Raw genomic sequence first — 23,311 nt, 5'->3', positions numbered from 1 at the left:
GCCCGAGCGAATCTCGCCCGGGCATTTTTATTGGGCGGTGCAGCTAACTTAAGAAGGTGCGGCGTACCGCCCTGCGTTGCGTGTCACAGACTTAGATCTTGCCGACCAGGTCCAGGGACGGAGCCAGAGTGGCCTCGCCTTCTTTCCACTTGGCTGGGCAAACTTCGCCTGGGTGTGCAGCGACGTACTGAGCAGCCTTGATCTTGCGCAGCAGCTCGGAAGCGTCACGGCCAACGCCGCCATCGTTCAGCTCAACGATTTTGATCTGACCTTCAGGGTTGATCACGAAGGTGCCACGATCCGCCAGACCGGCTTCTTCGATCAGCACGTCGAAGTTGCGGGAGATGACGTGGGTCGGGTCGCCGATCATGGTGTATTCGATTTTGCCGATGGCTGGCGAAGTGTTGTGCCAGGCAGCGTGGGCAAAATGCGTGTCGGTGGAGACGCTGTAGATTTCTACGCCCAGCTTCTTGAACTCAGCGTAGTTGTCGGCCAGGTCTTCCAGCTCGGTTGGGCAGACGAAGGTGAAGTCGGCTGGGTAGAAGAACACGACCGACCACTTGCCCTTCAGGTCAGCGTCCGAAACTTCAACGAAATCGCCGTTTTTGAACGCGGTAGCTTTGAACGGTTTTACTTGGCTGTTGATGATAGGCATCGATGACTCTCCGTCAGGGGTTATGAAGTTGATGGGTGAATCCTACCCATTCACTGGACGGAAGGCTCATTGGCAAACCTGATACTGCTGATTTGTTTTCGCTATTACGTGACTGTATTAATAGAAGAAAACGATCTCTACGCTTGATCCGGCTTATCCATGATCCGAGCCATTCCCTGGAATGGGCTGACCTCAACATAACGCATTGCGGATTTCATGTCCTTCCAGCCGACGTAACTCATCAGCGACTTCAAATCCCAGCCGCTTTGATGAGCCCAAGTGGCGAAGCCGCGACGCAGGGAATGGCTGGTGTAGTTCTCAGCGGCGATCCCCGCGCGCTGCAAGGCCTGGCGTAGTAGCGGGATAATGCTGTTTGCGTGCAGGCCCTCCTCGTTCAGATTGCCCCAGCGGTCGATGCTGCGAAAAACCGCGCCACGGACCAGCGCCGCTTCGGTGACCCAGTCGATGTAAGCCTGAACCGGACAAAGCTTCAACAGCGCCGGCGCCTGATAGGTCTGCCCCAGATTCTCGCGATCGCCCTTGCTGCGCGGCAGGTACAAGGTGATGCCGCGGCCAGCGTGAGCCTGCACATGTTCGATCTGCAAGCGGCACAGCTCGTCGCTGCGAAAGCCGCGCCAGAAACCCAGCAGAATCAGTGCGCGATCTCGATAAGCCTTGAGCAACGCAGGGCGATCCTGCTGCTGTCGGGCAGTCTGACCTTCGTGCTCCAGCCAATCGATCACACGCTGCAAATCCTGCAATTGCAACGGCTCGGCCTGTTTTTCCTGAGCCGGGTGCAATGCGCGAATACCTTTGAACACCTTGCGCACCACCGGCGCCTTGGTCGGGTCGGCAAATCCCTGACTGTTGTGCCACTGCGCCAGCGCTGACAGACGCAGCTTCAGCGTATTGATCGACAGCACTCCTGCATGCTCCACCAGATAGCGCGCAACGCTGTCGGCTGTTGCAGGCAAGAAGCCGCCCCAGACCACTTCAAAATGCTCGATGGCGGCGCGATAGCTGCGGCGCGTGTTGTCACGGGTCGCAGCTTGCAGATAGCGATCCAGGTCGCTCATGGGCGGTTTTCTCTCGGCGTACTGATTCAGGGGTGCAAATCGGCATTTTGCCGCCTGACACTGGGTAATACCAGTATATCCCGCCCCTTCTATATCAAAGATTTAACTTTATTTTCAGCGTGGTACACTGCGTACTTTAGTGGCATGTACCACAGTACGTAACCGTAGGAGTTCACATGGCCCGTGGCGGCATTACCAAAGCCCTGGTGCAGATTGCGCGCACCGCGATTCTGGCTCGCGGCGAACACCCGAGCATCGATGCGGTACGCATTGAAATGGGCAACACCGGCTCGAAAACCACGATCCATCGCTATTTGAAGGAACTGGATGACGGTGCACAGCCCGTCGAAGCCTCGGCGGAACCGATCGATGACGAGTTGGCCGCACTGGTCTCGCGCCTCGCGCAACGTTTGAAAGAACAGGCGCAGGAGCCCATCGAACAGGCGCGCGAACAATTCGAGGAGCAGCGCGAGGCGCTGGAATCCGAGCTGAAGCAGACACGTCTGGCCCTGGAGAAACTCGAACACGAGCACGACATTCAGGGCGCCGCCCTGGCGCGTGAGTCCGAAGCCCTGAGCAATACGCGCTCGATGCTGCAAACCGAACAGACCCGCAACGCCGGGCTGAATCAGGCGCTGGCGGACTTTGAATTGCGCCTGCAGGACAAGGATGAGCAGATTCGCTCCCTGGAAGAAAAGCACCTGCACGCCCGCGACGCGCTGGAGCACTACCGCAACGCTGCCCGAGAACAACGCGAACAGGAGCAGAGTCGCCACGAAGCCCAGGTTCAGCAACTGCAAGCCGAATTGCGCCAAGCCCAGCAAAGCGCCCTCGTACGCCAGGACGAAATCACCCAACTGCACCGCGACAACGAGCGCCTGCTCACCGAAAACCGCGGCACCCAGCGCGAACTGAGCCTGATGCAGGACCAGCTCAAGCAGAGCAACCTGCGTCAGGATCAGTTGCTGGAGCAAGCCACTCGCGTCGACAGCGAGCGCACCCTCCTCCAGGAACGCCTGCGCGTGGCCTCACTGGAGAGCCAAGTGCTCAAACAGAACGTCGAGGAGCAGACGCAACTCAATCAGGCGCTGGAAAAGGAATTAAGCAAAGCGCAGGCAAATCTTGAAGAAAGCCAGCGTCTGGCAGCCACCGTTGCGGCGGCGCCAGACCTGGCCAAACCGAAGGACGCTTAAGCGCCGACCGGCGTACGCATGGTGACGAATTCTTCGGCGGCCGTCGGGTGGACCCCGATCGTGTCGTCGAAGTCGCGCTTGGTGGCACCTGCCTTCAGCGCGATCGCTAGGCCTTGGACGATCTCGCCAGCGTCCGGGCCGACCATGTGGCAACCGAGTACTTTATCGGTCTTGCCATCCACCACCAGCTTCATCAGGGTTTTCTCCTGACAATCGGTCAATGTCAGTTTCATTGGGCGGAAACGGCTTTCAAAGATAACCACGTCATGGCCCGCCTCGCGCGCCTCTTCCTCAGTCAAACCCACAGTGCCAATGTTCGGCAGGCTGAATACCGCGGTCGGGATCATCTTGTAGTCGACCGGACGATACTGCTCGGGCTTGAACAAGCGCCGCGCCACCGCCATGCCCTCGGCCAATGCCACCGGCGTCAGCTGCACACGACCAATGACATCGCCCAGCGCGAGAATCGAGGGTTCGGCGGTCTGGTATTGCTCATCGACTTTGATAAAGCCCTTGTCGTCGAGCTGCACATCAGTGTTTTCCAGACCCAGATTGTCCAGCATCGGACGCCGACCTGTGGCGTAGAAAACGCAATCCGCGTCCAGAACACGCCCGTCCTTGAGGGTCGCTTTCAGGCTGCCGTCGGCCTGCTTGTCGATCCGCGCGATGTCAGCGTTGAACTGCAAATCCATGCCGCGCTTGGTCAGTTCTTCCTGCAAATGCTTGCGCACCGCACCATCAAAGCCCCGCAGGAACAGATCGCCGCGGTACAGCAGTGTAGTGTTGGCGCCAAGGCCATGGAAAATCCCGGCGAACTCGACGGCGATGTAACCGCCGCCGACCACCAGCACACGCTTGGGCAGCTCTTTGAGAAAGAATGCTTCGTTCGAGCCGATAGCATGTTCGTGGCCTGGAATCTGCGGAATCTGCGGCCAGCCGCCGGTCGCAATCAGAATATTCTCGGCAGTGTAACGCCGGCCATCGACCTCAACCTCGTGCGGCCCGACGATCTTCGCGTGCGCCTCATGCAGCGTCACGCCGCTGTTGACCAACAGGTTGCGGTAGATACCGTTGAGGCGATTGATCTCGCGGTCCTTGTTGGCAATCAGAGTGGCCCAATCGAAATTCGCCTCGCCCAGACTCCAGCCAAAACCGGACGACTGCTCGAAATCTTCGGCAAAGTGCGCTCCGTACACCAACAGCTTTTTCGGCACGCAGCCAACGTTGACGCAGGTGCCGCCCAGATAACGGCTTTCAGCCACCGCCACCCTCGCACCAAAACCGGCCGCAAACCGCGCCGCCCGCACACCGCCAGAACCGGCGCCAATCACATAAAGGTCAAAATCGTAGGCCATTTCTATCTCCTCGGCAGGCGATCAGCATACCTGCAGCCATCCATTGGGCAAGCGCTGCCATCCATATAAGGGCGGAAAACGAAAAAGCCACCCGAAGGTGGCTTTATCTTGCAGACAGCTCAAACGGACTTAGTAAGCCTTGCCCGTCTTGTAGAAGTTCTCGAAGCAGAAGTTGGTCGCCTCGATGTAACCTTCAGCACCACCGCAGTCGAAACGCTTGCCTTTGAACTTGTAGGCCATGACGCAGCCGTTCTGGGCTTGTTTCATCAGGGCGTCGGTGATCTGGATTTCGCCGCCCTTGCCTGGCTCGGTCTGTTCGATCAGGTCGAAGATGTCCGGAGTCAGGATGTAACGACCAATGATCGCCAGGTTCGACGGTGCGTCTTCCGGCTTGGGCTTCTCAACCATGCTGTGCACGCGATAGATGTCGTCGCGGATCATCTCGCCGGCGATCACGCCGTATTTGCTGGTTTCCTGCGGGTCGACTTCCTGGATGGCGATGATCGAGCAGCGGAACTGCTTGTACAGCTTGACCATCTGGGTCAGGACGCCGTCGCCTTCGAGGTTGACGCACAGGTCGTCCGCCAGCACCACGGCGAACGGTTCGTCACCGATCAGCGGGCGACCGGTCAGGATCGCGTGGCCGAGGCCTTTCATTTCGGTCTGACGGGTGTAGGAGAACGAGCACTCGTCGAGCAGCTTGCGGATGCCGACCAGGTATTTCTCTTTGTCGGTGCCCTTGATCTGGTTTTCCAGCTCGTAGCTGATGTCGAAGTGGTCTTCCAGCGCGCGCTTGCCACGACCGGTGACGATGGAGATTTCCGTCAGGCCGGCGTCCAGCGCTTCTTCAACGCCGTACTGGATCAGTGGCTTGTTTACCACCGGCAGCATTTCTTTAGGCATGGCTTTAGTCGCTGGCAGGAAGCGAGTACCGTAACCGGCTGCTGGGAACAAGCATTTCTTGATCATATAAGTCCTTGAAAAGGCTGTGTGTACGAGTTTCGGCGCAGTCTAATCAGGCGGCGTGCACCTTACAATGCCCCGCACTGGCTAACCGATGCCATCATAGAGAAATATTCTTGCCGATAGTTCCATCGGTGTTTCGGGCGGCGCAGTCAGCGTAGCGCAAGACGCCGGCAAACGGCACTACCATACGCTTTTCAGACCCGGATGCGAGCAATTGCCGGTATCATGGCGGCTTTTGAACCAGCGAACGAGACAGACTAGATGGCTGCGGTAAAAATCATCAATGGGTACGTGATCGACAAGAAAGACGGCAAATGGACGCTGACCACCACCAACGGCGAACACATCGCCGGGCCGTTCGACAGCGAACAGATGGCGACAGACGTGGCATCGGTGTTCACAGACACTCCGGCATCGTCAAAACGCCGTGGCAAGGATCAAGACTGATCGGCGCCAGGAAACACAGAGCCCTGCCATGCGCAGGGCTTTTTTGTGCCTGCATACAAACAAGTGGCAAAACGCTATAACCTTTTCACCGCGGCGCTGTCAGAGCGTCTAGTCCCCCTCGCTGAAGACCTGATATGACCAAGAAAACGATGCTGCCCCTTTTTGCACTTCTGCTGGTCGGCGGTTGTGCCACCTCGCAACCCACCTACCTTAAAAACGGCGAACAGGGCCTGAGCATCGATTGCTCCGGCGAAGCCAACTCCTGGGCGATGTGCTATGAAAAAGCCGATGCTTCTTGCGCGGGCACCGGCTATCGCATCGTCGGCACCGATGGCACGCCTGCGCCAGCGGAAAGCGACAAGACCCTCGGAGTCGATGTCGGCAATTACAAGAATCGCTCGGTCGTCGTGGTCTGCAAATAACAGCTTACATGTGAATTTCGGCGAACTTGATGCCAAGGCCGCGCACGACGTCGATAAGATCGTCGAGCCGGTTGAAAGATTCGACTTCGTCGTTCTCGTCGACCAAAAAGTAACTGCGCCCGGCGCTTTTCTTGAAAAACACGATCCACTCCCCAGGATTCGCCGGGTTCTGGATGACATGGGTGGCAGAAATAAGGCCTTCTGCGTGGCGCTCCCGCACGTGCTCTCGCTTCATCGCGACTCCCGGAATGAAAATGCCGTCACAGCGTGACTGTGACGGCATTCGATACTGATGACCGATAGTCTATCAGCCGGAAATGCAGGCGTTTGCGGCTTTCTGCACATCATGCGGGCGAACCGGCACGTTGGACATGCGCTCATGCAGCTTGATACTGCTGCCGCCGGAGCGGTCTTCGATATCAAACACAGCCGCCGGGCCTGAAGACAGTTTGCCGGGAACGATCACCCGCACGCCTTCTTTGTGCGGCTGCAACTGCAGCGCGCCGCGGCTGTCGGCGAGCTTATCGGACAGGCACTGCGCGTATTCAAGGGGCTTCTTTCCGGAGATCACGCTCATGGTCGGCAGTGTTTCATTGATTTCGGCAACATTCGCACAACCGGCCAGAGCCAGAATCCACGGCACACACACCACACCCCACTTCATACCTAACCTCCGTTAAAGACCGTCCGACAGCACAAATGCCGTTTTTATCCGGAGCCTTTTGCATTTAACCCGCATCCAATCGCGAATATCTGTTCAAAATTGTCAAAGCGACGCCCGACGGCCAGATAATAACCCGTGCGGGCTGATAAACTGCGCTCATTGACAAGCTATCGTTTTGATTTTGTAGAAAAAGCCCTTCTGGAGGCGCCCATGAAATTTATTCACCAGCGCGAACACCTTAACGAAGACGACATCGTCGTCATCCAATGCTCGCAAATGTGCAACATTCGTCTGATGAACGACGCCAACTTCCGCAGCTTCAAGAATGGCGGCCGTCACACTTACCACGGCGGCGCCTTCGACACGTTTCCGGCGCGCATCACCGCGCCCAGCACCGGCTTCTGGAACATCACCATCGACACCGTCAATCGCCGCGCAATCAGCGTGACGCGCAAGCCGACGCTGACTCACTCGATCAAGATCATCCGTCGCTCCAGCACTAAACTGAGCTGAAACACGTAGCCTATTCTGAAAGGAAACCATGACCGTGGCGCAAAAGACCAAATACGTCATCAAATACAAGCTCGACGGTGAACAGCGTTTCGAGTTCGCCGAGCTGGAAACCGGCACCGACGAGGAAGCGAAAGCGGCGCTGCAAAAGCTGCACACCGACGAAGAAGTCACTGACATCAAAGTCAGCAAAGCGCTGTAAGTCGTCTTGTCATAGAGTTCGACCGCAAGTGGCGGAGTGTTTTCCCGCCAAGGCCTGCCTAGACTGCCCCCTCGATGACCATCAAGGAGTCGGCATGACACTGTCACCTTCCCGGCTGGATGCACTCGACTGGGCAAGCCTGGAGCAGCAACTGGATCAGCACGGCTGCGCGATCATCCGCTCGTTGCTACGGACCGAAACCTGCGAGCGCTTGAGTGCTCTGTATCCGCAGACCGAGCCGTTTCGTTCGCAGGTCATCATGGCCCGCCACGGATTCGGTCGCGGCGAATACAAATACTTCAGCTATCCCCTTCCTGCCCCGGTCGAACGTCTGCGCACAGCGCTGTACCCGCGACTGGTGCCGCTGGCTAACCGTTGGTACGAGCGGATGGGTCTGGCGCAGCGTTTTCCAGCGACTCATGCCGAGTTTCTCCAGCGCTGCCATGCTGCCGGCCAACAGCGCCCTACCCCATTGTTATTGCAATATGGCCCGCAGGATTACAATTGCCTGCACCAGGATCTCTACGGCGAGCAGGTGTTCCCGCTGCAAGTGGCGCTGCTTCTGTCGCAACCGGGGCGGGACTTCACAGGCGGCGAGTTCGTGTTGACCGAACAGCGCCCGCGCATGCAATCGCGCCCGCAGGTGCTGGATTTACAGAAAGGTGACGCGGTGATTTTTGCCGTCAATCAACGGCCGGTCAAAGGTGTGCGGGGCGATTATCGGGTGACCATGCGTCACGGCGTCAGTCGCCTGCACAGTGGCAATCGGCATACTCTAGGCATCATTTTCCACGATGCGTCATGAGCGCCATGCAACCGAATCCTTTTGATCTGTTCAGCGATCACGAACCCGTACAGCAGCCGCGTAACGAGCAGATCGGCGAGCAATCGTGGGTGCTGCGCGGTTTCGCCTTGCCCCGCATCGAATCGTTGCTGACGCAGCTGGCGGCTATTCTCGCCGCCGCCCCGTTGCGGCACATGGTTACGCCGGGGGGCTTCAGCATGTCGGTCGGCACCAGCAGTTGCGGCGCGCTGGGCTGGATAACCGATCGCAGCGGCTATCGCTACACCCGTGTCGATCCTCTCAGCGGGTTACCCTGGCCGCCGATGCCGACGGTGTTTGCCGAATTGGCGCATGCCGCCGCCGAGCGGGCCGGTTTTGCTGATTTCCACGCTGATTCCTGCCTGATCAATCGCTATGTCCCCGGTGCCAAGATGTCGTTGCATCAGGACAAAGACGAAAAGGCCTACGCCGCGCCGATCGTTTCGCTGTCGCTGGGATTGCCGGCGATGTTCCTGTTCGGCGGTTTCGCACGCAGTGACAAGAGCCAGCGCATCCCCCTGCTGCACGGCGATATGGTGGTCTGGGGCGGCGTCGATCGCCTGCGTTTTCATGGGGTGCTGCCGATCAGACACGGCCGGCATCCGCAACTTGGCGAACAACGAATCAATCTGACGTTCCGCGTTGCCGGATAAGCGCAAGAATTTGAGCGCAAGGCCCGGAGTGTTGCGATCATCAAGGCTGGTTAACCTGAGTCAAACAGGCCAACGGATGTCCTCTCATGAAAACGCAGTCCTACACTCTCGACACCGAAGCTGATCCACGCTGGGCCGCTGTGGTGGCGCGGGACCCGCAGGCGGACGGGCAATTTGTCTACGCCGTGAAAACCACCGGCATTTACTGCCGCCCGAGCAGCCTTGCACGGCTGCCGAAGCCAAAGAATGTCGAGTTTTTCGACACGGCCGAACAGGCAGAAGCCGCCGGTTATCGCCCGAGCAGGCGCGCCAGCAAGGATCACAGCGAAGTCGCCGCGCAACGTGCCGCCACCGTGGCGATCGCCTGCCGCCGTATCGAGGCCGCCGAGACGTTGCCGTCGCTCAATGAACTGGCCGCGGCGGCCGGGTTGAGCCCGTTTCATTTTCACCGTGTGTTCAAGGCGGCTACAGGGCTGACGCCCAGAGGCTACTTTGCCGCCCATCGCTCGCGTCGGGTGCGTGAGCGTCTGGCGGGCGGTGGTTCGATTACCGATGCTCTTTATGAGGCGGGCTTCAATTCCAATAGTCGCTTCTATGAATCGGCCGATCGGTTGCTGGGGATGAAGCCGGCTGAGTACCGCTCGGCCGGGCACAACAATGACATTCGTTTCGCTGTCGGCCAATGCTCACTCGGCGCGCTGTTGGTGGCGCAAAGCGCGCGCGGCATTTGTGCGATTCTGCTGGGCGACGACCCGCATCAGCTGGTGTGCGATCTGCAGGATCAGTTTCGCCAGGCCAACCTGATCGGTGCCGACACCGACTTCGAACAGCTGATCGCCAAGGTCGTCGGGTTTGTCGAAGCGCCGGCAATCGGCCTCGATCTGCCGCTGGACGTCAGAGGCACTGCGTTTCAGGAACGCGTATGGCAGGCGCTGCGGGAGATTCCGAGCGGCAGCACCGCCAGTTACGCTGAAATTGCCCAACGCATCGGCGCACCGACATCAATGCGCGCCGTGGCGCAGGCGTGCGGCGCCAACAAGCTCGCGGTGGCGATTCCCTGCCACCGCGTGGTGCGCAGCGATGGCAACCTGTCCGGCTATCGCTGGGGCGTCGAACGCAAACGCCAGTTACTCGACCGTGAACTCAGCGATTGACGTCGACCACCACGCGCCCGCGCAGCTGTCCAGCCAGCAACTGCGGTGCGGCGTCGAGGGCTTCGCTCAAGCTGATCTCGCGGCTGATCAGCGCCAACAGAGCAACGTCAAGGTCTGTCGCCAGGCGATCCCACGCTTGTAGGCGACGCGCCTTGGGCTGAGTGACGCTGTTGATGCCAGCCAGCGTGACCCCGCGCAAAATGAACGGCGCCACTGAGGCGGGAAAGTCCATGCCCTGGGCCAGACCGCACGCCGCCACGGTGCCCTCCGAACGCGTGCTGGCGCAGGCATTGGCCAACGTGTGACTGCCGACCGAATCGATGACCCCGGCCCAGCGCTCCTTGGCCAGCGGCTTGCCCGGCGCGGACAGAGTGTCACGATCAATGATTTCAGTGGCGCCCAGTTGCTTGAGGTATTCATGTTCGGACATACGGCCGGTGGACGCCACGACCCGGTAACCCAGCTTGCTCAGCAGCGCGATGGCAAAACTGCCGACACCGCCGTTGGCGCCGGTCACCAGCACCTCCCCCTGGTCCGGCGTCACGCCATTGCGCTCCAGCGCCAGAATACACAGCATGGCCGTGTATCCCGCGGTGCCGATGGCCATGGCTTGTGCCGGGGTAAACGCCTCGGGCAACGCAATCAACCAGTCGCCGTTGAGCCGTGCCTTCTGCGCCAGACCGCCCCAATGTTGCTCGCCGACGCCCCAGCCGTTGAGCAACACTTGATCGCCCGGTTTGTAGTCCGGGTGCGAACTGGCCTCGACGGTGCCGGCAAGGTCGATCCCCGGCACCATCGGAAACTTGCGCACCACCGGGCTGCTGCCGGTGATTGCCAGGCCATCCTTGAAGTTCAGCGTGCTGTACGCAACCTGCACGGTCACATCGCCCTCGGGCAATTGCGCGTCATTGAGTTGCTGCAGGCTGGCGCGATAACCGCTGTCGTCTTTATCGATCACTATGGCGTTGAACATGACGGCCTCTCGTTGCTGTTGTGAAGATAGCGTGCCTTCAAATACCACATCGCAATAAAAAACCCACTGGCACCACAAAAAAAACTGTGGGAGCGGGCTTGCTCGCGAAAGCGCCGGGGCAGTGAAATAGTTGCTGACTGACCCACCGCCTTCGGGAGCAAGCCCCCTCCCACACTGATCTCCAATATTCACGTTGCCGCACTCGACTTTGCGCCAATCTGGGTATCCGCCGGGCGTTTCCATCGCGGGCGACTATGCTTTTTCGACGGCTGTCATCCCTTCAAAAACAGCCCTGTCGATGGAGCTGACAATGTCTTACCTGCGCGCGTTACCGATGCTGTTGATGCTCTGCACACTGGTGTTCGGCAACGCTTGGGCGGCGCCCGCAGCCAGCAAAAAAACCGCCGTGACGGACGAGCCGACATGGCCGCAAGTCATCACCAGCGGCACGGCCAAACTCACCGTTTACCAACCTCAACTGGACAGCTGGGATGGCTACACACTCAACGGACGCGCAGCGGTGGAAGCGACGAGCGCCGACGGCCAATCTACCTATGGCATCGTGCAGTTCAGCGCACACACCCTGGTCGACAAGGCCACCCGCTGGGTCGCGCTGGATCAATACCAGGTCACCAAGGCCGACTTTCCCGCCGACGCCGCGCAGGCTGACATCTGGATAGCGGCCCTGCAAAAAGATGCCGGCAACCGCAAGAAAACCATTTCCCTCGACCAGCTCGAAGCGGCCGTCAGCGTGCTCTCAGCGGAACACCAGGCAGACAGCGCGCCGCTGGAAAACACGCCACCGAGCATTCTCACCTCCGAGGTGCCCGCCCTGCTCGTCTATATCGATGGCGATCCGGCGTATCGAGCGGTCGACGGCACCGCGCTGCAACGGGTCATCAATACCCGCCCGCTGTTACTCAAAGACGCGCAGGGCCGACACTATCTGCATGTCTTCGATGGCTGGATGGTGGCCGAGCGATTCGATGGCGATTATCAGCGCCTCGCGGCACCGCCTGCGGAGCTTGAAAAGGCCAGGCAAGCGGCGATCAAGAGCCGCCAGGTCGACCTGTTGACCGGGCAGAGCGACCCGCAAGACACAGTGCCGAGCCTGGCCAAACCGCCGCAGCCAAAGATTTTCATCGCCACCACGCCCACCGAACTGATCGTTATGGACGGCGCCGCGCAGTGGTTGCCGATTCAAGGCACAAGCCTGCTCTACGTCAGCAACACCACCGGCCACATCTTCAAGGAAATCGGCGATCAGAACAGCTACGTGCTGATCTCCGGGCGCTGGTTTCGCGCCAGTGACATGAACGGCCCGTGGACGTTTGTCCCGGCCGACAAATTACCCGCCGACTTCGCCGCCATTCCCGACGACAGCGCAAAAGAAAACGTCAAGGCCTCGGTCGCGGGCACACCGCAGGCGCAAGAAGCGGCCATCGCGGCGACGATTGCGCAAACCTCAGTCATCAAAAAAAGCGCGGTGAACATGACCGCGCCGCAGTTCGATGGCGAACCGCAGCTCAAAGCCATCAGCCCTACATCGCTGCAATACGTGATCAACAGTGCGACGCCAATCATCAGGGTCGACAACAACAGCTGGTACGCCGTGGAAAACGGCATCTGGTTCACCGCCACGACACTCAACGGACCGTGGGCGGTCGCAGGGTCGGTACCGGCGGTGATCTATTCGATTCCCCCCAGCTCGCCGATGCATTACCTCACCTACGTCAAGGTCTACCAATCGAGCGGCGATACGGTGGTGGTCGGCTATACACCGGGTTACCAGGGTTCGAACGTTGACCCAACCACAGGTGTAGTGGTGTATGGCACCGGTTATCCCTACACACCCTGGGTCGGAAGCGTCTGGTACGGGCCACCGGTGACTTACGGTTTTGGCGTCGCGATTCGCTACACCCCCTGGACCGGATGGACGTTCGGTTTCGGCTTCGGCTGGAGCTGGGGCGGCAGCACCGTGGCGATGGGCTGGGGCTGGGGCGCTTATCCATGGTGGGGCAATTACGGTTGGGGCTACGCCTGGGGGCCACGTTTGTACCCGGCGCCGCTGGCCTGGGGCGGCGCGGCCTATGGTTATCGCGGCGGCGCCATCGCCTGGGGCCCCGGCGGCTGGGCGGGCACTACCGGCAATCTCTATCATCAATGGGGTGATCGGGCGACGGTCAGTCGCTATGGCGCCGGTTACAACGCCTGGACGGGGAATCGCTGGGCCGGGCAAGTCGGGTCTTCCTACAACTCGCGCACCGGTGTCGCGGCGGCCGGTCAACGCGCCGCCGTGCACAATGTCTATACCGGCAATTACGCGGCGGGTCGCAGCGGCGTCGCCGTCGGACCGAAAGGCGCGGCGATTGCCGGCGAGCGTGTCACCGTCGGCAACGTGCGCAACGGCACCCAGGTCACGGCCAACCGCGGCGCGGTGTACAACCCCAATACCGGCAACAGCACGCAATACGCCGGCGTGCGCGGACGCAACAGCGGCGCCGCACGGGTCAACGACAATGTGTATGCGGGGCACGACGGCAACGTGTACAAGAAGACCGACAATGGCTGGCAAGCGATGCCCAAGGGCGGTGCCGCACGGCCGGCGTCAATCAACAACAACGCGCAATTGCAACACCTCAACCGGGAATCCGCTGCACGCCATTTGGGCAACCAACGCACCCAGAATGTCCATCGATCTTCGCAAGTCATGAATCGCTCTTTCGGCGGCGGCGGAGCACACCGGCGCTGAAAACCTGCACAAGATGTTCTGAATTTCGAACTGGCTGAACATCGGGTTTTGCTGTTAAAAAACCGGCTCAGCCGTTCCTGCCCGTTCCGTCGTTCGGAGAACCCCCATGAGCCAATGGCCAGACACCCGTCTTATTGATCTGCTCGGCATTGAGTTGCCAATCATTCAAGGCCCGATGGCCGGGGCGACGAACTCGTCCATGGTGATTGCCGTGTGCAATGCCGGTGGACTCGGCTCAATGCCGGCAGCAATGCTGAGCATCGAGCAATTGCGCGACGAACTGCAAACGATTCGTCAGCACACAAGCAAACCGTTCAACGTCAACTTTTTTTGCCACCAGCCTCCGGCGGCCGACGAGCAACGCGCCCGCGACTGGAAAAACCTGCTGGAGCCTTATTACCGCGAACTGGGCGTCGACTTCGACGCGCCCACCCCGGTGTCCAACCGCGCGCCGTTCGATGCTGCCGCCTGCGAAGTGCTGGAAGCGTTTCGGCCCGAAGTGGTGAGTTTCCACTTCGGCTTGCCTGAAAAGTCGTTACTGGATCGGGTCAAAGCCACCGGCGCAAAAATTCTCTCGTCCGCCACCACGGTGGATGAAGCCGTGTGGCTGGAGCAGAACGGCTGCGACGCGATCATCGCCATGGGCTATGAGGCGGGCGGCCACCGCGGGATGTTCCTCAGCGAGGATTTGAGCAGTCAGGTCGGTACGTTTGCCCTGGTGCCACAAGTGGTCGACGCTGTGCGCGTGCCGGTCATCGCGGCCGGCGCGATCGCCGACCCGCGCGGTGTCGCGGCGGCATTCATGCTCGGCGCGGCCGGGGTGCAAGTTGGCACCGCGTATCTGTTTACGCCCGAAGCCAAAGTCAGCGCCGCCCATCACCGCGCGTTGCGCACCGCCAAAGAGAGCGAGACGGCAATCACCAATCTTTTCACCGGGCGACCGGCGCGGGGCATTCTCAATCGCGTCATGCGGGAACTCGGGCCGATGTCGGACAAGGCGCCGGCATTCCCCTTGGCCGGTGGTGCACTGATGCCGCTGCGGGCAAAAAACGAAGAGCAGTTCGCCAATCTCTGGGCGGGCCAGGCGTTCACGCTGGGCAAAGAGCTGGGTTGCGCGGAACTGACGCGACAACTCGCTGAAGAAGGCCTCGTCAGGCTGCAACGGCATTGAGCAGCAACCGGGCGAGAGCAGAGCGTTCTTGTCCGGTTGAATATCAGCACTTCCTGTTGCCCGGCGTTCCGCTATATATTTCACTACATAGCGCTTTCGCCAAGATTGTCGACACGGCTGTTCTTTTGGACACCGGCCCGGCATATGCCAACACGGAGCTGTTCAATGATTCTGCGTGCCTGCCTCGCTTCTTTGCTTTCGATGTTTACCGTCGCTGCCGTCCAGGCTGACGAAGTGCAAGTGGCGGTCGCCGCTAATTTCACCGCGCCGATTCAGGCCATCGCTGCCGATTTTGAAAAAGCCACCGGACACAAACTGATCGCCGCCTACGGCGCGACGGGCCAGTTCTATACGCAGATCAAAAACGGCGCGCCGTTTGAAGTGTTTCTGGCGGCCGACGACAGCACCCCGCAAAAGCTTGAGGCAGAAGGCGAAACCGTCAAAGGCTCGCGTTTCACCTACGCCATCGGAACCCTCGCCCTGTGGTCGGCCAAAGCAGGCTATGTCGACGCCAAGGGCGAAGTGCTGGCGGATAACCCGTTTCAGCACTTGGCCATCGCCAACCCGAAAACCGCGCCCTACGGCCTCGCCGCCACCCAGGTTCTGGACAAGCTGAAGCTGACTGAGGCAACCCGCGCGAAAATCGTCGAGGGCCAGAACATCACCCAGGCCTATCAGTTCGTTTCGACGGGCAATGCCGAACTGGGCTTTGTCGCCCTCTCGCAGATCTACAAGGACGGCAAAGTCAGCGGCGGCTCGGCCTGGATCGTCCCCGCCGATCTCCACCAGCCAATCCGGCAAGACGCCGTGATACTCAACAAAGGCAAGGACAACCCCGCCGCCAAGGCGCTGGTTGATTACCTCAAAGGCGCAAAAGCCACGGCACTGATTCAGTCCTTCGGCTACCAGCGCTGATGTCGCTGACGAGCGCGGATTTCGCCGCAATCTGGCTGACCCTGAAGCTGGCAGCGCTGACCACGGTCATCCTGCTGCTGATCGGCACGCCGATTGCGCTGTGGCTGGCGCGGACCCGCTCATGGTTGCGCGGCCCGGTCGGCGCGATCGTCGCGCTGCCGCTGGTGCTGCCGCCGACGGTCATCGGTTTCTATCTGCTGGTGCTGATGGGGCCCCATGGCGCGCTCGGCCAGTTCACCCAGTGGCTCGGCCTCGGCACCCTGACGTTCAGCTTCACCGGGCTGGTGATCGGTTCGGTGATCTATTCCATGCCGTTCGTGGTGCAGCCCTTGCAGAACGCGTTTTCGGCAATCGGCGATCGCCCGCTGGAAGTGGCTGCCACTTTACGGGCCGGGCCTTGGGACACTTTTTTCAGCGTGATCCTGCCGCTGGCACGCCCGGGGTTTATCACCGCGGCGATCCTCGGTTTTGCTCACACCGTCGGAGAGTTTGGTGTAGTGCTGATGATCGGCGGCAACATCCCCGACAAGACCCGCGTGGTCTCGGTGCAAATCTACGACCACGTCGAAGCGATGGAATACGCTCAGGCCCATTGGCTGGCAGGCGTGATGCTGGTGTTTTCGTTTGTGGTGTTGCTGGCGCTGTACTCCAGCCGCAAAACCCGCATGGGCTGGAGCTGATTGATGATCGATGTACGTCTGAACCTGGTCTGGCCGGATTTCAATCTGGACGTCGATCTGCATTTACCGGGACGGGGGGTGACGGCCTTGTACGGTCACTCGGGTTCCGGCAAAACCACCTGCCTGCGCTGCATTGCCGGGCTTGAACGCGCCGCCCACGGACTGATCCGGGTCAATGACCAAGTCTGGCAGGACAGCGCCAAGGGTATTTTCGTCGCGCCGCACAAGCGTGCGCTTGGCTATGTCTTTCAGGAAGCCAGCCTGTTTGCGCATCTGTCGGTGCGGGCCAATCTGCAATTCGGCCTCAAGCGCATCGCCCGTGCGGAACGCCGCGTCGACCTGGCGCAAGCCAGCGAACTGCTGGGTATCGGCCATTTGCTGGAGCGTCATCCGCAGCATTTGTCCGGCGGCGAACGCCAGCGCGTGGGCATCGCCCGCGCGCTGCTGACCAGCCCCGAATTGCTGTTGATGGACGAGCCGCTGGCCGCACTCGACAGCCAGCGCAAACGGGAAATCCTGCCGTACCTGCAACGCCTGCACGATGAATTGGACATTCCGGTGCTGTACGTCAGCCATGCTCAGGATGAAGTGGCGCGACTGGCCGATCATCTGGTGCTGCTCAGCGCCGGCAAGGCTCTGGCCAGTGGCCCGATCGGTGAAACGCTGGCGCGACTGGATTTGCCCATGGCGATGGGCGATGACGCCGGCGTCATTATTGAAGGCCAGGTCAGCGCCTATGACGCCGACTACCAACTGCTGAGCCTGCAACTGCCCGCCACCGCGATGCACATCCGCGTCACCCACGCACCGCTGGCGCTGGGCCAGGCCTTGCGCTGCAAGGTGCATGCGCGGGACGTCAGCCTGTCTCTGGACAACGCCGAGTCGAGCAGCATTCTCAATCGGCTGCCGGTCACGGTGGTCAGTGAACAGGCGGCGGACAACAGCGCGCACGTGCTGATTCGACTGGACGCCGGCGGCACGCCGCTGCTGGCGCGCATCACGCGGTTTTCCCGGGACCACTTGGGCGTGCACCCAGGGCAGGCGCTCTGGGCGCAAATCAAGGCGGTTGCCGTGCTGGCCTGAATCGGTTGGCACGACGGCCATGGCGTGCGGTCAATCGCTTTACTGATCTGCCGCCAAGGAAACCTGCCATGTCCGATACCGAGCTGACCGTTGCACTGCCAGCCGACCTGCATTACGTCGACGACACCCAGCCCGGCATCACGCGTAAGAAGCTGCGAGGCAAATTCTGTTATTTCGACCCGTCCGGTCAACGCATCAGCGATCCCGAGGAAATCAAACGCATCAACGCCCTCGCCGTGCCGCCGGCGTACACCGACGTGTGGATCTGCGCCGATCCGTGCGGGCATTTGCAAGCCACCGGCCGCGATGCCCGCGGGCGCAAACAGTACCGCTATCACCCGCGTTGGCGCGAAGTGCGCGATGCGGATAAATATTCGCGCCTGCGCGAGTTCGGCATGGCTTTGCCGAAACTGCGCAAACAGCTGGAAACCTTGCTCGCCGCGCCCGGTTTCAGCCGCGACAAAGTCATGGCCACGGTGATTCTGCTGCTCGATGCGACATTGATCCGCGTCGGCAACACGCAATACGCGCGCGACAACCGCTCCTACGGCCTGACCACCCTGCGCAGCCGCCACGTCGAGGTCAACGGCAGCGCGATCCTGTTCCAGTTTCGCGGCAAAAGCGGCATCGAACATCAGATCACCGTCAAGGACCGGCGCCTGGCGCGGGTGATCAAGCGGTGCCTGGAGATTCCGGGGCAGAACCTGTTTCAGTATCTGGATGAAAACGGCGAGCGCCACACCGTGACCTCGTCCGACGTCAACGCCTACCTGAAAACCCTTACCGGTGCCGATTTCACCGCCAAGGATTACCGCACCTGGGCAGGCAGTGCGTTGGCATTGGCGACATTGCGCGAGATCCGCCACGAATCGGACAGCGAAGCCAAGCGCCACGTGGTAGACATGGTGAAGAGTGTCGCCAGACAACTGGGAAACACGCCGGCGGTGTGCCGCAAATGCTACATCCATCCGGCCGTGGTCGAGCATTTCATGCGCGGCGCCCTCGCTGAACTGCCACGGCCACGTACGCGCAAAGGCCTGCGTGAAGAGGAAGTGGCGCTGGCGATGTTTCTGGAGCGAATGAGCGAGATGGCGCAAGCCTCCTGAGAAGGCATAGGCGCAAGTTGTCTATTTTTTGCACAATCGCCATAGGCTTCTATAGTTGATGTGACACGATTCAACTGCGGTGACGCCATGGAAGACCCCTTCATCGTGAAGCGTTGCAACAAGATCGTCATTCATGGACGCCGCGCCGGGGAGCGCCCGCAGCCACCGGCCGAAGCCACGGCCTGGTTCCGTATCTGCGACAAACGCACCGACGGCTTCATCGGTGACGGCTACGACGCTCAGCTCGATGCGCAACGCGAATGCCAGCGACTCAACGCAGCCAGTTCTGTGTCAGCGGCCCCCCCTCACCCGGCGGAGGCCGGCGATTAGCGGGTCTATACTGAAATCAGCTGTGACTCGCCGGCCTTTGGCTATCACTCACTGCTGTTCTTGAATGGAGGTGTTCCATGTCCGAAAAAGAGTCCATCACCACCCTCCTCACCCTGCTTGACGCCCGCCAGGCGCGCCTCGCCGCCGCTTGCAAGGAGATCGCCGACTGGGTCGATCACCAAGGCGGCCACCCCACCGCCCTGCGCATCCGCGACCGCCTGAACGATATCGAAAAAGACACGCCGCTGATCCGCAACACGCTGTCGTCGCTCAAGCCCGTCGACCGGCCGCTGCCACGTTTCAGATAGGCCGCTCGCCCTGCTGGTATTCACGCGGCGTGCAGCCAAATTCGCGGCGGAACACCGTGTGCAGGTATTGCGCGGATTTGAAGCCGCAACTGCGCGCGATGTCGGCAATGGCCGCGCCGGTATGGTTCAGGCCACTGGCCGCGGCCGCCAGTTTGAAGCGCAGGATCTCGTCGTGCACGCTGCAACCACGGACCTTGCGAAAATGCGCTTCCAGGGATGAGCGTGAAATGCCGACATACCCGGCCACTTGCGCCGTTTTGATGCCCTGACACGCGTACTGACGAATGAACAGCAGCGCTTGCATCACATACGGATTGCCCAACGGCTGATGCAGGCTCGAGGTCTGCACATTGATCGCGTCCGGCGGGATGAGGATCTGTGTCCCCGTGGACGGCATACCGTGCAGCATCTGATGGAGCAGATGCGCAGCGGTGCGGCCCATGGTCTCGGTGCCCTGAATCACTGAACTCAACGGCACCCGGGTCAGACTGCGGGTCAGCGGATCGTTATCGATGCCGATCAACGCGACTTGCTCGGGCACTGCGATGCCGGCGGTCAGGCAAGCCTGGAGCAACTGCCGCGCCCGGGCGTCACTGACGGCGATAATCCCCACCGGTTTGGGCAGGCTTTGCAGCCAGGCGATCTGTTGTTCGACGGCGCTGTCCCACAGCGGCGCGCTGGTGCCCATGCCGCGATAGATCTCAACCTCCAGGCCGTCGCGCTGCATCAAGCGGCGAAAGGCTTTTTCGCGCTCCTGCGCCCAGCGGTTGGCTTGCGCCTCGGGCAGGCTGAAGCAGGCAAATCGCGTCAGTCCGGCCTCGATCAAATGCTCGTAGGCCATTTTCATCAGGGCGTCGTTATCGGTCGCCACGTAGGGAATGCCCTTGGGGTACGCCCGCGCATCCTGATAAGAACCGCCCACTGCGACCACCGGCCTGTTGATGCCGGCCAGTGCTTCGCCGATCAGCGGATCGTCGAAGTCGGCAATGATCCCGTCGCCCTGCCAGCGTTCGATGCCTTTCAGGCGACAAAGAAAATCCTCCTCAAGAAACAGATCCCAGGACGCACGCGTGCTGCTCAGGTAGTTGCCGATGCCGCTGATGATGCCGCGGTCGTAGATCTTGTTGCCGTTGAACAACAGGGCGATGCGGTGCACGGGCGGGACGGTTTTCATGGGCAGATCCGGGCCATCGATGCCGAAGCGATCGGCACAGACTAGGCCCGTGCACGGCGAAGCTCAATAGTCAAAATCGCACACCCGGTTGGTGATTTTCATAATCAGCACGCCCTGCGCCGTTGCTAGTATCGAGGCACACCAAGAACAACAAAGGACCGCCCCATGTCGTTTTTCCCCGATGTCGACAAGATCCGCTACGAGGGCCCCGCCAGCGAATCGGCCCTCGCCTTCCGCCACTATGATGCCGATAAAATCGTCCTCGGCAAACCGATGCGCGAGCACCTGCGCATGGCGGTCTGCTACTGGCACACGTTCGTCTGGCCGGGTTCCGACGTGTTCGGCGCCGGTACGTTCAAGCGCCCCTGGCAGCGCAGTGGCGATCCCATGGAATTGGCGATCGGCAAGGCCGAGGCGGCGTTCGAGTTCTTCAGCAAACTGGGCATCGATTATTACTGCTTCCACGACACCGACGTCGCGCCCGAAGGCAACTCCCTGCGCGAGTACCGCCATAACTTCGCGCAGATGGTCGATCATCTGGAGCGTCATCAAGAGCAGTCGGGTATCAAGCTGCTGTGGGGCACCGCCAATTGCTTCAGCAATCCGCGCTTCGCCGCTGGCGCCGCGAGCAATCCCGACCCACAGATTTTCGCCTGCGCCGCCGCCCAGGTGTTCAGCGCAATGAACGCGACACAGCGCCTCAAGGGCTCGAACTACGTGCTCTGGGGCGGTCGCGAAGGCTATGAGACCTTGCTCAATACCGACCTCAAACGCGAGCGCGAACAACTCGGGCGCTTCATGCGCATGGTGGTCGAGCACAAGCACAAGATCGGCTTCAAGGGCGATCTGCTGATCGAACCGAAACCGCAGGAGCCGACCAAGCATCAGTACGATTACGACACCGCCACGGTGTTCGGCTTTCTCCAGCAGTTCGGTCTGGAAAACGAAATCAAGGTCAACATCGAAGCCAACCACGCAACGCTCGCCGGGCACAGTTTCCACCATGAAATCGCCACGGCGACGTCACTGGGCATCTTCGGCAGCATCGACGCCAACCGCGGCGACCCACAGAACGGCTGGGACACCGACCAGTTCCCCAACAGCGTCGAGGAAATGACCCTGGCCACCTATGAAATCCTCAAGGCCGGCGGTTTCACCCATGGCGGTTTCAATTTCGATTCCAAGGTGCGCCGCCAGAGTCTCGACGACATCGACCTGTTCCACGGCCACGTTGCCGCCATGGACGTGCTCGCCCTGGCGCTGGAACGCGCCGCTGCGATGGTCCAGGACGACCGCCTGCAAAAATTCAAGGATCAGCGCTACGCCGGCTGGCAACAGCCGTTAGGGCAGGCGGTGCTGGCCGGTGAGTTCAGCCTCGAGTCGCTGGCCGAACACGCCTTCAGCAACGAGCTCAACCCACACGCCGTCAGCGGCCGCCAGGAGATGCTCGAGAACGTCGTCAACCGGTTCATTTATTCCTGAGCACGACGCGGGTCGCGGTGACATTTCCATGACAATTCTGTCGCCGCGAACCTCGACCAACGTTCTACAGTTTCTGGCGCACCATGCGCCTCGTCAGGCAGTGTCTTCCAACAACAATAAAAGGACGCACCACCATGAACAAAGCCAAACGTACCTTGCTCGCCGGCGCCCTCGCCCTGCTCTCGTTACCTGTCATGGCCGACTCGGCCAACCCGAAAATCGGTTTTTCCATCGATGACCTGCGCCTCGAACGCTGGTCGCGCGACCGCGATTATTTCGTCGCGGCGGCGGAGAAAATGAACGCCAAGGTCTTTGTGCAATCGGCCGATGCCAACGAGCAGAAGCAGATTTCACAAATCGAAAACCTGATTTCCCGTGGCGTCGACGTAATCGTCATCGTGCCGTTCAATGCCACCGTGCTGACCAATGCGGTCGCCGAGGCGAAGAAGGCCGGGATCAAAGTGGTGTCGTATGACCGCTTGATTCTTAACGCCGATGTCGACGCCTACATTTCCTTCGATAACGAAAAAGTCGGCGAGATGCAGGCCGGCGGCGTGCTCAAGGCTGCGCCGAAGGGCAACTACTTCCTGCTCGGTGGCGCACCGACCGACAACAACGCGAAGATCCTGCGTGAAGGCCAGATGAAGGTGCTGCAACCGGCGATCGACAAAGGCGACATCAAAATCGTCGGCCAGCAGTGGGTCAAGGAATGGAACCCGACCGAGGCGCTGAGCATCGTCGAAAACGCACTGACCCGTAACAACAACAAAATCGACGGCATCGTCGCCTCCAACGACGCCACCGCCGGCGGCGCAATCCAGGCGCTGGCCGCGCAGAAGCTGGCCGGCAAGGTGCCGATCTCCGGCCAGGACGCCGACCTTGCCGCTGTGAAGCGAGTCATCGACGGCACGCAGACCATGACCGTCTACAAGCCACTGAAACTGATCGCCTCCGAAGCCGCCAAGCTGTCGGTGCAACTGGCGCGCAACGAAAAACCGACCTATAGCTCGCAGTACGACAATGGCAGCAAAAAAGTCGACACCATCCTGCTCACGCCCACCGCGTTGACCAGGGACAACATCGACCTGCTCGAACAGGACGGCTTCTACACCAAGGCACAGATCGCCGGGAAGTGATCAGACCGTAACGTTCTGATCACACACAACCTGGTGGGAGCGGGCTTGCTCGCGAAGGCGGCGTGTCAGTCAGCGAAGCAG

The 23,311-nt window shown here is 60.5% G+C and carries 26 protein-coding genes; 18 read left to right on the top strand and 8 right to left on the bottom strand.

What is annotated here, in order from left to right; translation table 11 throughout:
* Positions 1–91: 91 nt before the first annotated feature.
* A complete protein-coding gene (ahpC, locus tag HU755_RS00390; protein WP_186546356.1) occupies positions 92–655 on the bottom strand; it encodes an alkyl hydroperoxide reductase subunit C in 564 nt (187 codons plus the stop codon).
* A gap of 137 nt (positions 656–792) precedes the next feature.
* Positions 793–1,731, bottom strand: coding sequence for a site-specific integrase (locus HU755_RS00385; RefSeq protein ID WP_186630181.1), 939 nt, complete (start codon positions 1,729–1,731; stop codon positions 793–795).
* 176 nt (positions 1,732–1,907) lie between these two features.
* Between HU755_RS00385 and HU755_RS00380 the strand changes: the two genes are divergently transcribed.
* On the top strand, positions 1,908–2,924 hold the full coding sequence (locus HU755_RS00380; RefSeq protein WP_186630180.1) for a DNA-binding protein: 1,017 nt from the start codon (positions 1,908–1,910) through the stop codon (positions 2,922–2,924).
* Here the strand turns inward: HU755_RS00380 and gorA are convergent.
* Positions 2,921–4,279 carry a glutathione-disulfide reductase gene (gene gorA, locus HU755_RS00375; protein WP_186630179.1) on the bottom strand — a complete coding sequence of 453 codons (1,359 nt, stop codon included), beginning with the start codon at positions 4,277–4,279 and terminating at the stop codon, positions 2,921–2,923. The two genes, HU755_RS00380 and gorA, sit on opposite strands and share 4 nt — an antisense overlap.
* Before the next feature lie 129 nt (positions 4,280–4,408).
* On the bottom strand, positions 4,409–5,248 hold the full coding sequence (galU, locus tag HU755_RS00370; RefSeq protein ID WP_007912230.1) for a UTP--glucose-1-phosphate uridylyltransferase GalU: 840 nt from the start codon (positions 5,246–5,248) through the stop codon (positions 4,409–4,411).
* Positions 5,249–5,506: 258 nt separating this feature from the next.
* On the opposite strand from galU, the gene HU755_RS00365 reads away from it, so the two are divergent.
* Together HU755_RS00365 and HU755_RS00360 are read left to right on the top strand one after the other, a co-directional pair.
* Positions 5,507–5,692 (top strand): hypothetical protein, encoded by a 186-nt coding sequence (locus HU755_RS00365; RefSeq protein ID WP_016774922.1) that lies wholly within the window; start codon positions 5,507–5,509, stop codon positions 5,690–5,692.
* Between the two features lie 134 nt (positions 5,693–5,826).
* Positions 5,827–6,114: a hypothetical protein gene (locus HU755_RS00360; protein ID WP_186630178.1), complete on the top strand. Its 288-nt coding sequence runs from the start codon at positions 5,827–5,829 to the stop codon at positions 6,112–6,114.
* 4 nt (positions 6,115–6,118) lie between these two features.
* Here HU755_RS00360 and HU755_RS00355 read toward each other — a convergent pair whose 3' ends face one another.
* Both HU755_RS00355 and HU755_RS00350 read right to left on the bottom strand, forming a co-directional pair.
* Positions 6,119–6,349 (bottom strand): hypothetical protein, encoded by a 231-nt coding sequence (locus HU755_RS00355; protein WP_186546361.1) that lies wholly within the window; start codon positions 6,347–6,349, stop codon positions 6,119–6,121.
* A 72-nt stretch (positions 6,350–6,421) separates the two neighbouring features.
* On the bottom strand, positions 6,422–6,778 hold the full coding sequence (locus tag HU755_RS00350; protein ID WP_186546362.1) for a hypothetical protein: 357 nt from the start codon (positions 6,776–6,778) through the stop codon (positions 6,422–6,424).
* Positions 6,779–6,988: 210 nt separating this feature from the next.
* Between HU755_RS00350 and HU755_RS00345 the strand changes: the two genes are divergently transcribed.
* The 5 genes from HU755_RS00345 to ada all read left to right on the top strand — a co-directional run bounded on the left by HU755_RS00345 (position 6,989) and on the right by ada (position 10,120).
* Positions 6,989–7,291, top strand: coding sequence for a DUF1883 domain-containing protein (locus HU755_RS00345; RefSeq protein ID WP_007912251.1), 303 nt, complete (start codon positions 6,989–6,991; stop codon positions 7,289–7,291).
* 28 nt (positions 7,292–7,319) lie between these two features.
* Complete coding sequence (locus tag HU755_RS00340; RefSeq protein ID WP_186630177.1) at positions 7,320–7,490, top strand: hypothetical protein; 171 nt, start codon at positions 7,320–7,322, stop codon at positions 7,488–7,490.
* A 94-nt stretch (positions 7,491–7,584) separates the two neighbouring features.
* Positions 7,585–8,295, top strand: coding sequence for a 2OG-Fe(II) oxygenase (locus HU755_RS00335; RefSeq protein ID WP_186630176.1), 711 nt, complete (start codon positions 7,585–7,587; stop codon positions 8,293–8,295).
* 5 nt (positions 8,296–8,300) lie between these two features.
* Positions 8,301–8,966, top strand: a complete 666-nt coding sequence (alkB, locus tag HU755_RS00330; protein WP_186619085.1) for a DNA oxidative demethylase AlkB — start codon at positions 8,301–8,303, stop codon at positions 8,964–8,966.
* An 86-nt stretch (positions 8,967–9,052) separates the two neighbouring features.
* Positions 9,053–10,120, top strand: a complete 1,068-nt coding sequence (gene ada / locus HU755_RS00325) for a bifunctional DNA-binding transcriptional regulator/O6-methylguanine-DNA methyltransferase Ada (protein ID WP_186630175.1) — start codon at positions 9,053–9,055, stop codon at positions 10,118–10,120.
* On the opposite strand, the gene HU755_RS00320 is transcribed toward ada, so the two are convergent.
* Positions 10,110–11,093, bottom strand: coding sequence for an MDR family oxidoreductase (locus HU755_RS00320; protein WP_186630174.1), 984 nt, complete (start codon positions 11,091–11,093; stop codon positions 10,110–10,112). The two genes, ada and HU755_RS00320, sit on opposite strands and share 11 nt — an antisense overlap.
* A 310-nt stretch (positions 11,094–11,403) precedes the next feature.
* Here HU755_RS00320 and HU755_RS00315 point away from each other — a divergent pair, with 310 nt between their 5' ends.
* The 8 genes from HU755_RS00315 to HU755_RS00280 all read left to right on the top strand — a co-directional run bounded on the left by HU755_RS00315 (position 11,404) and on the right by HU755_RS00280 (position 19,438).
* Positions 11,404–13,845, top strand: coding sequence for an autotransporter (locus HU755_RS00315; RefSeq protein WP_186630173.1), 2,442 nt, complete (start codon positions 11,404–11,406; stop codon positions 13,843–13,845).
* A gap of 106 nt (positions 13,846–13,951) precedes the next feature.
* Entirely contained in the window at positions 13,952–15,016 is a 1,065-nt protein-coding gene (locus tag HU755_RS00310) for a nitronate monooxygenase family protein (RefSeq protein ID WP_186630172.1), read from the top strand.
* A gap of 144 nt (positions 15,017–15,160) precedes the next feature.
* Positions 15,161–15,931, top strand: a complete 771-nt coding sequence (modA, locus tag HU755_RS00305) for a molybdate ABC transporter substrate-binding protein (RefSeq protein WP_186630171.1) — start codon at positions 15,161–15,163, stop codon at positions 15,929–15,931.
* The gene (gene modB, locus HU755_RS00300) at positions 15,931–16,611 is read left to right on the top strand and encodes a molybdate ABC transporter permease subunit (RefSeq protein WP_186630170.1); all 681 of its coding nucleotides are present in this window, start codon (positions 15,931–15,933) and stop codon (positions 16,609–16,611) included. The genes modA and modB overlap by 1 nt, the downstream gene beginning before the upstream one ends.
* Positions 16,612–16,614: 3 nt before the next feature.
* Positions 16,615–17,694, top strand: a complete 1,080-nt coding sequence (modC, locus tag HU755_RS00295) for a molybdenum ABC transporter ATP-binding protein (protein WP_186619049.1) — start codon at positions 16,615–16,617, stop codon at positions 17,692–17,694.
* 68 nt (positions 17,695–17,762) lie between these two features.
* Positions 17,763–18,800: a DNA topoisomerase IB gene (locus HU755_RS00290; protein ID WP_186630169.1), complete on the top strand. Its 1,038-nt coding sequence runs from the start codon at positions 17,763–17,765 to the stop codon at positions 18,798–18,800.
* Between the two features lie 87 nt (positions 18,801–18,887).
* Positions 18,888–19,130: a hypothetical protein gene (locus tag HU755_RS00285; protein WP_186630168.1), complete on the top strand. Its 243-nt coding sequence runs from the start codon at positions 18,888–18,890 to the stop codon at positions 19,128–19,130.
* Positions 19,131–19,207: 77 nt separating this feature from the next.
* Positions 19,208–19,438 (top strand): hypothetical protein, encoded by a 231-nt coding sequence (locus HU755_RS00280; RefSeq protein ID WP_186546374.1) that lies wholly within the window; start codon positions 19,208–19,210, stop codon positions 19,436–19,438.
* Here the strand turns inward: HU755_RS00280 and HU755_RS00275 are convergent.
* Entirely contained in the window at positions 19,431–20,612 is a 1,182-nt protein-coding gene (locus HU755_RS00275; protein WP_186630167.1) for a XylR family transcriptional regulator, read from the bottom strand. The genes HU755_RS00280 and HU755_RS00275 overlap by 8 nt on opposite strands.
* 165 nt (positions 20,613–20,777) lie before the next feature.
* On the opposite strand from HU755_RS00275, the gene xylA reads away from it, so the two are divergent.
* Positions 20,778–22,094 carry a xylose isomerase gene (xylA, locus tag HU755_RS00270; RefSeq protein WP_186630166.1) on the top strand — a complete coding sequence of 439 codons (1,317 nt, stop codon included), beginning with the start codon at positions 20,778–20,780 and terminating at the stop codon, positions 22,092–22,094.
* Between the two features lie 134 nt (positions 22,095–22,228).
* On the top strand, positions 22,229–23,230 hold the full coding sequence (gene xylF, locus HU755_RS00265; protein ID WP_186630165.1) for a D-xylose ABC transporter substrate-binding protein: 1,002 nt from the start codon (positions 22,229–22,231) through the stop codon (positions 23,228–23,230).
* Positions 23,231–23,311 lie beyond the last annotated feature (81 nt).

The organism is Pseudomonas sp. SWRI111 (assembly GCF_014268555.1).
Classification (GTDB): Bacteria; Pseudomonadota; Gammaproteobacteria; order Pseudomonadales; family Pseudomonadaceae; genus Aquipseudomonas; species Aquipseudomonas hamedanensis.
This window is presented reverse-complemented; position numbering and strand designations above follow the sequence as displayed.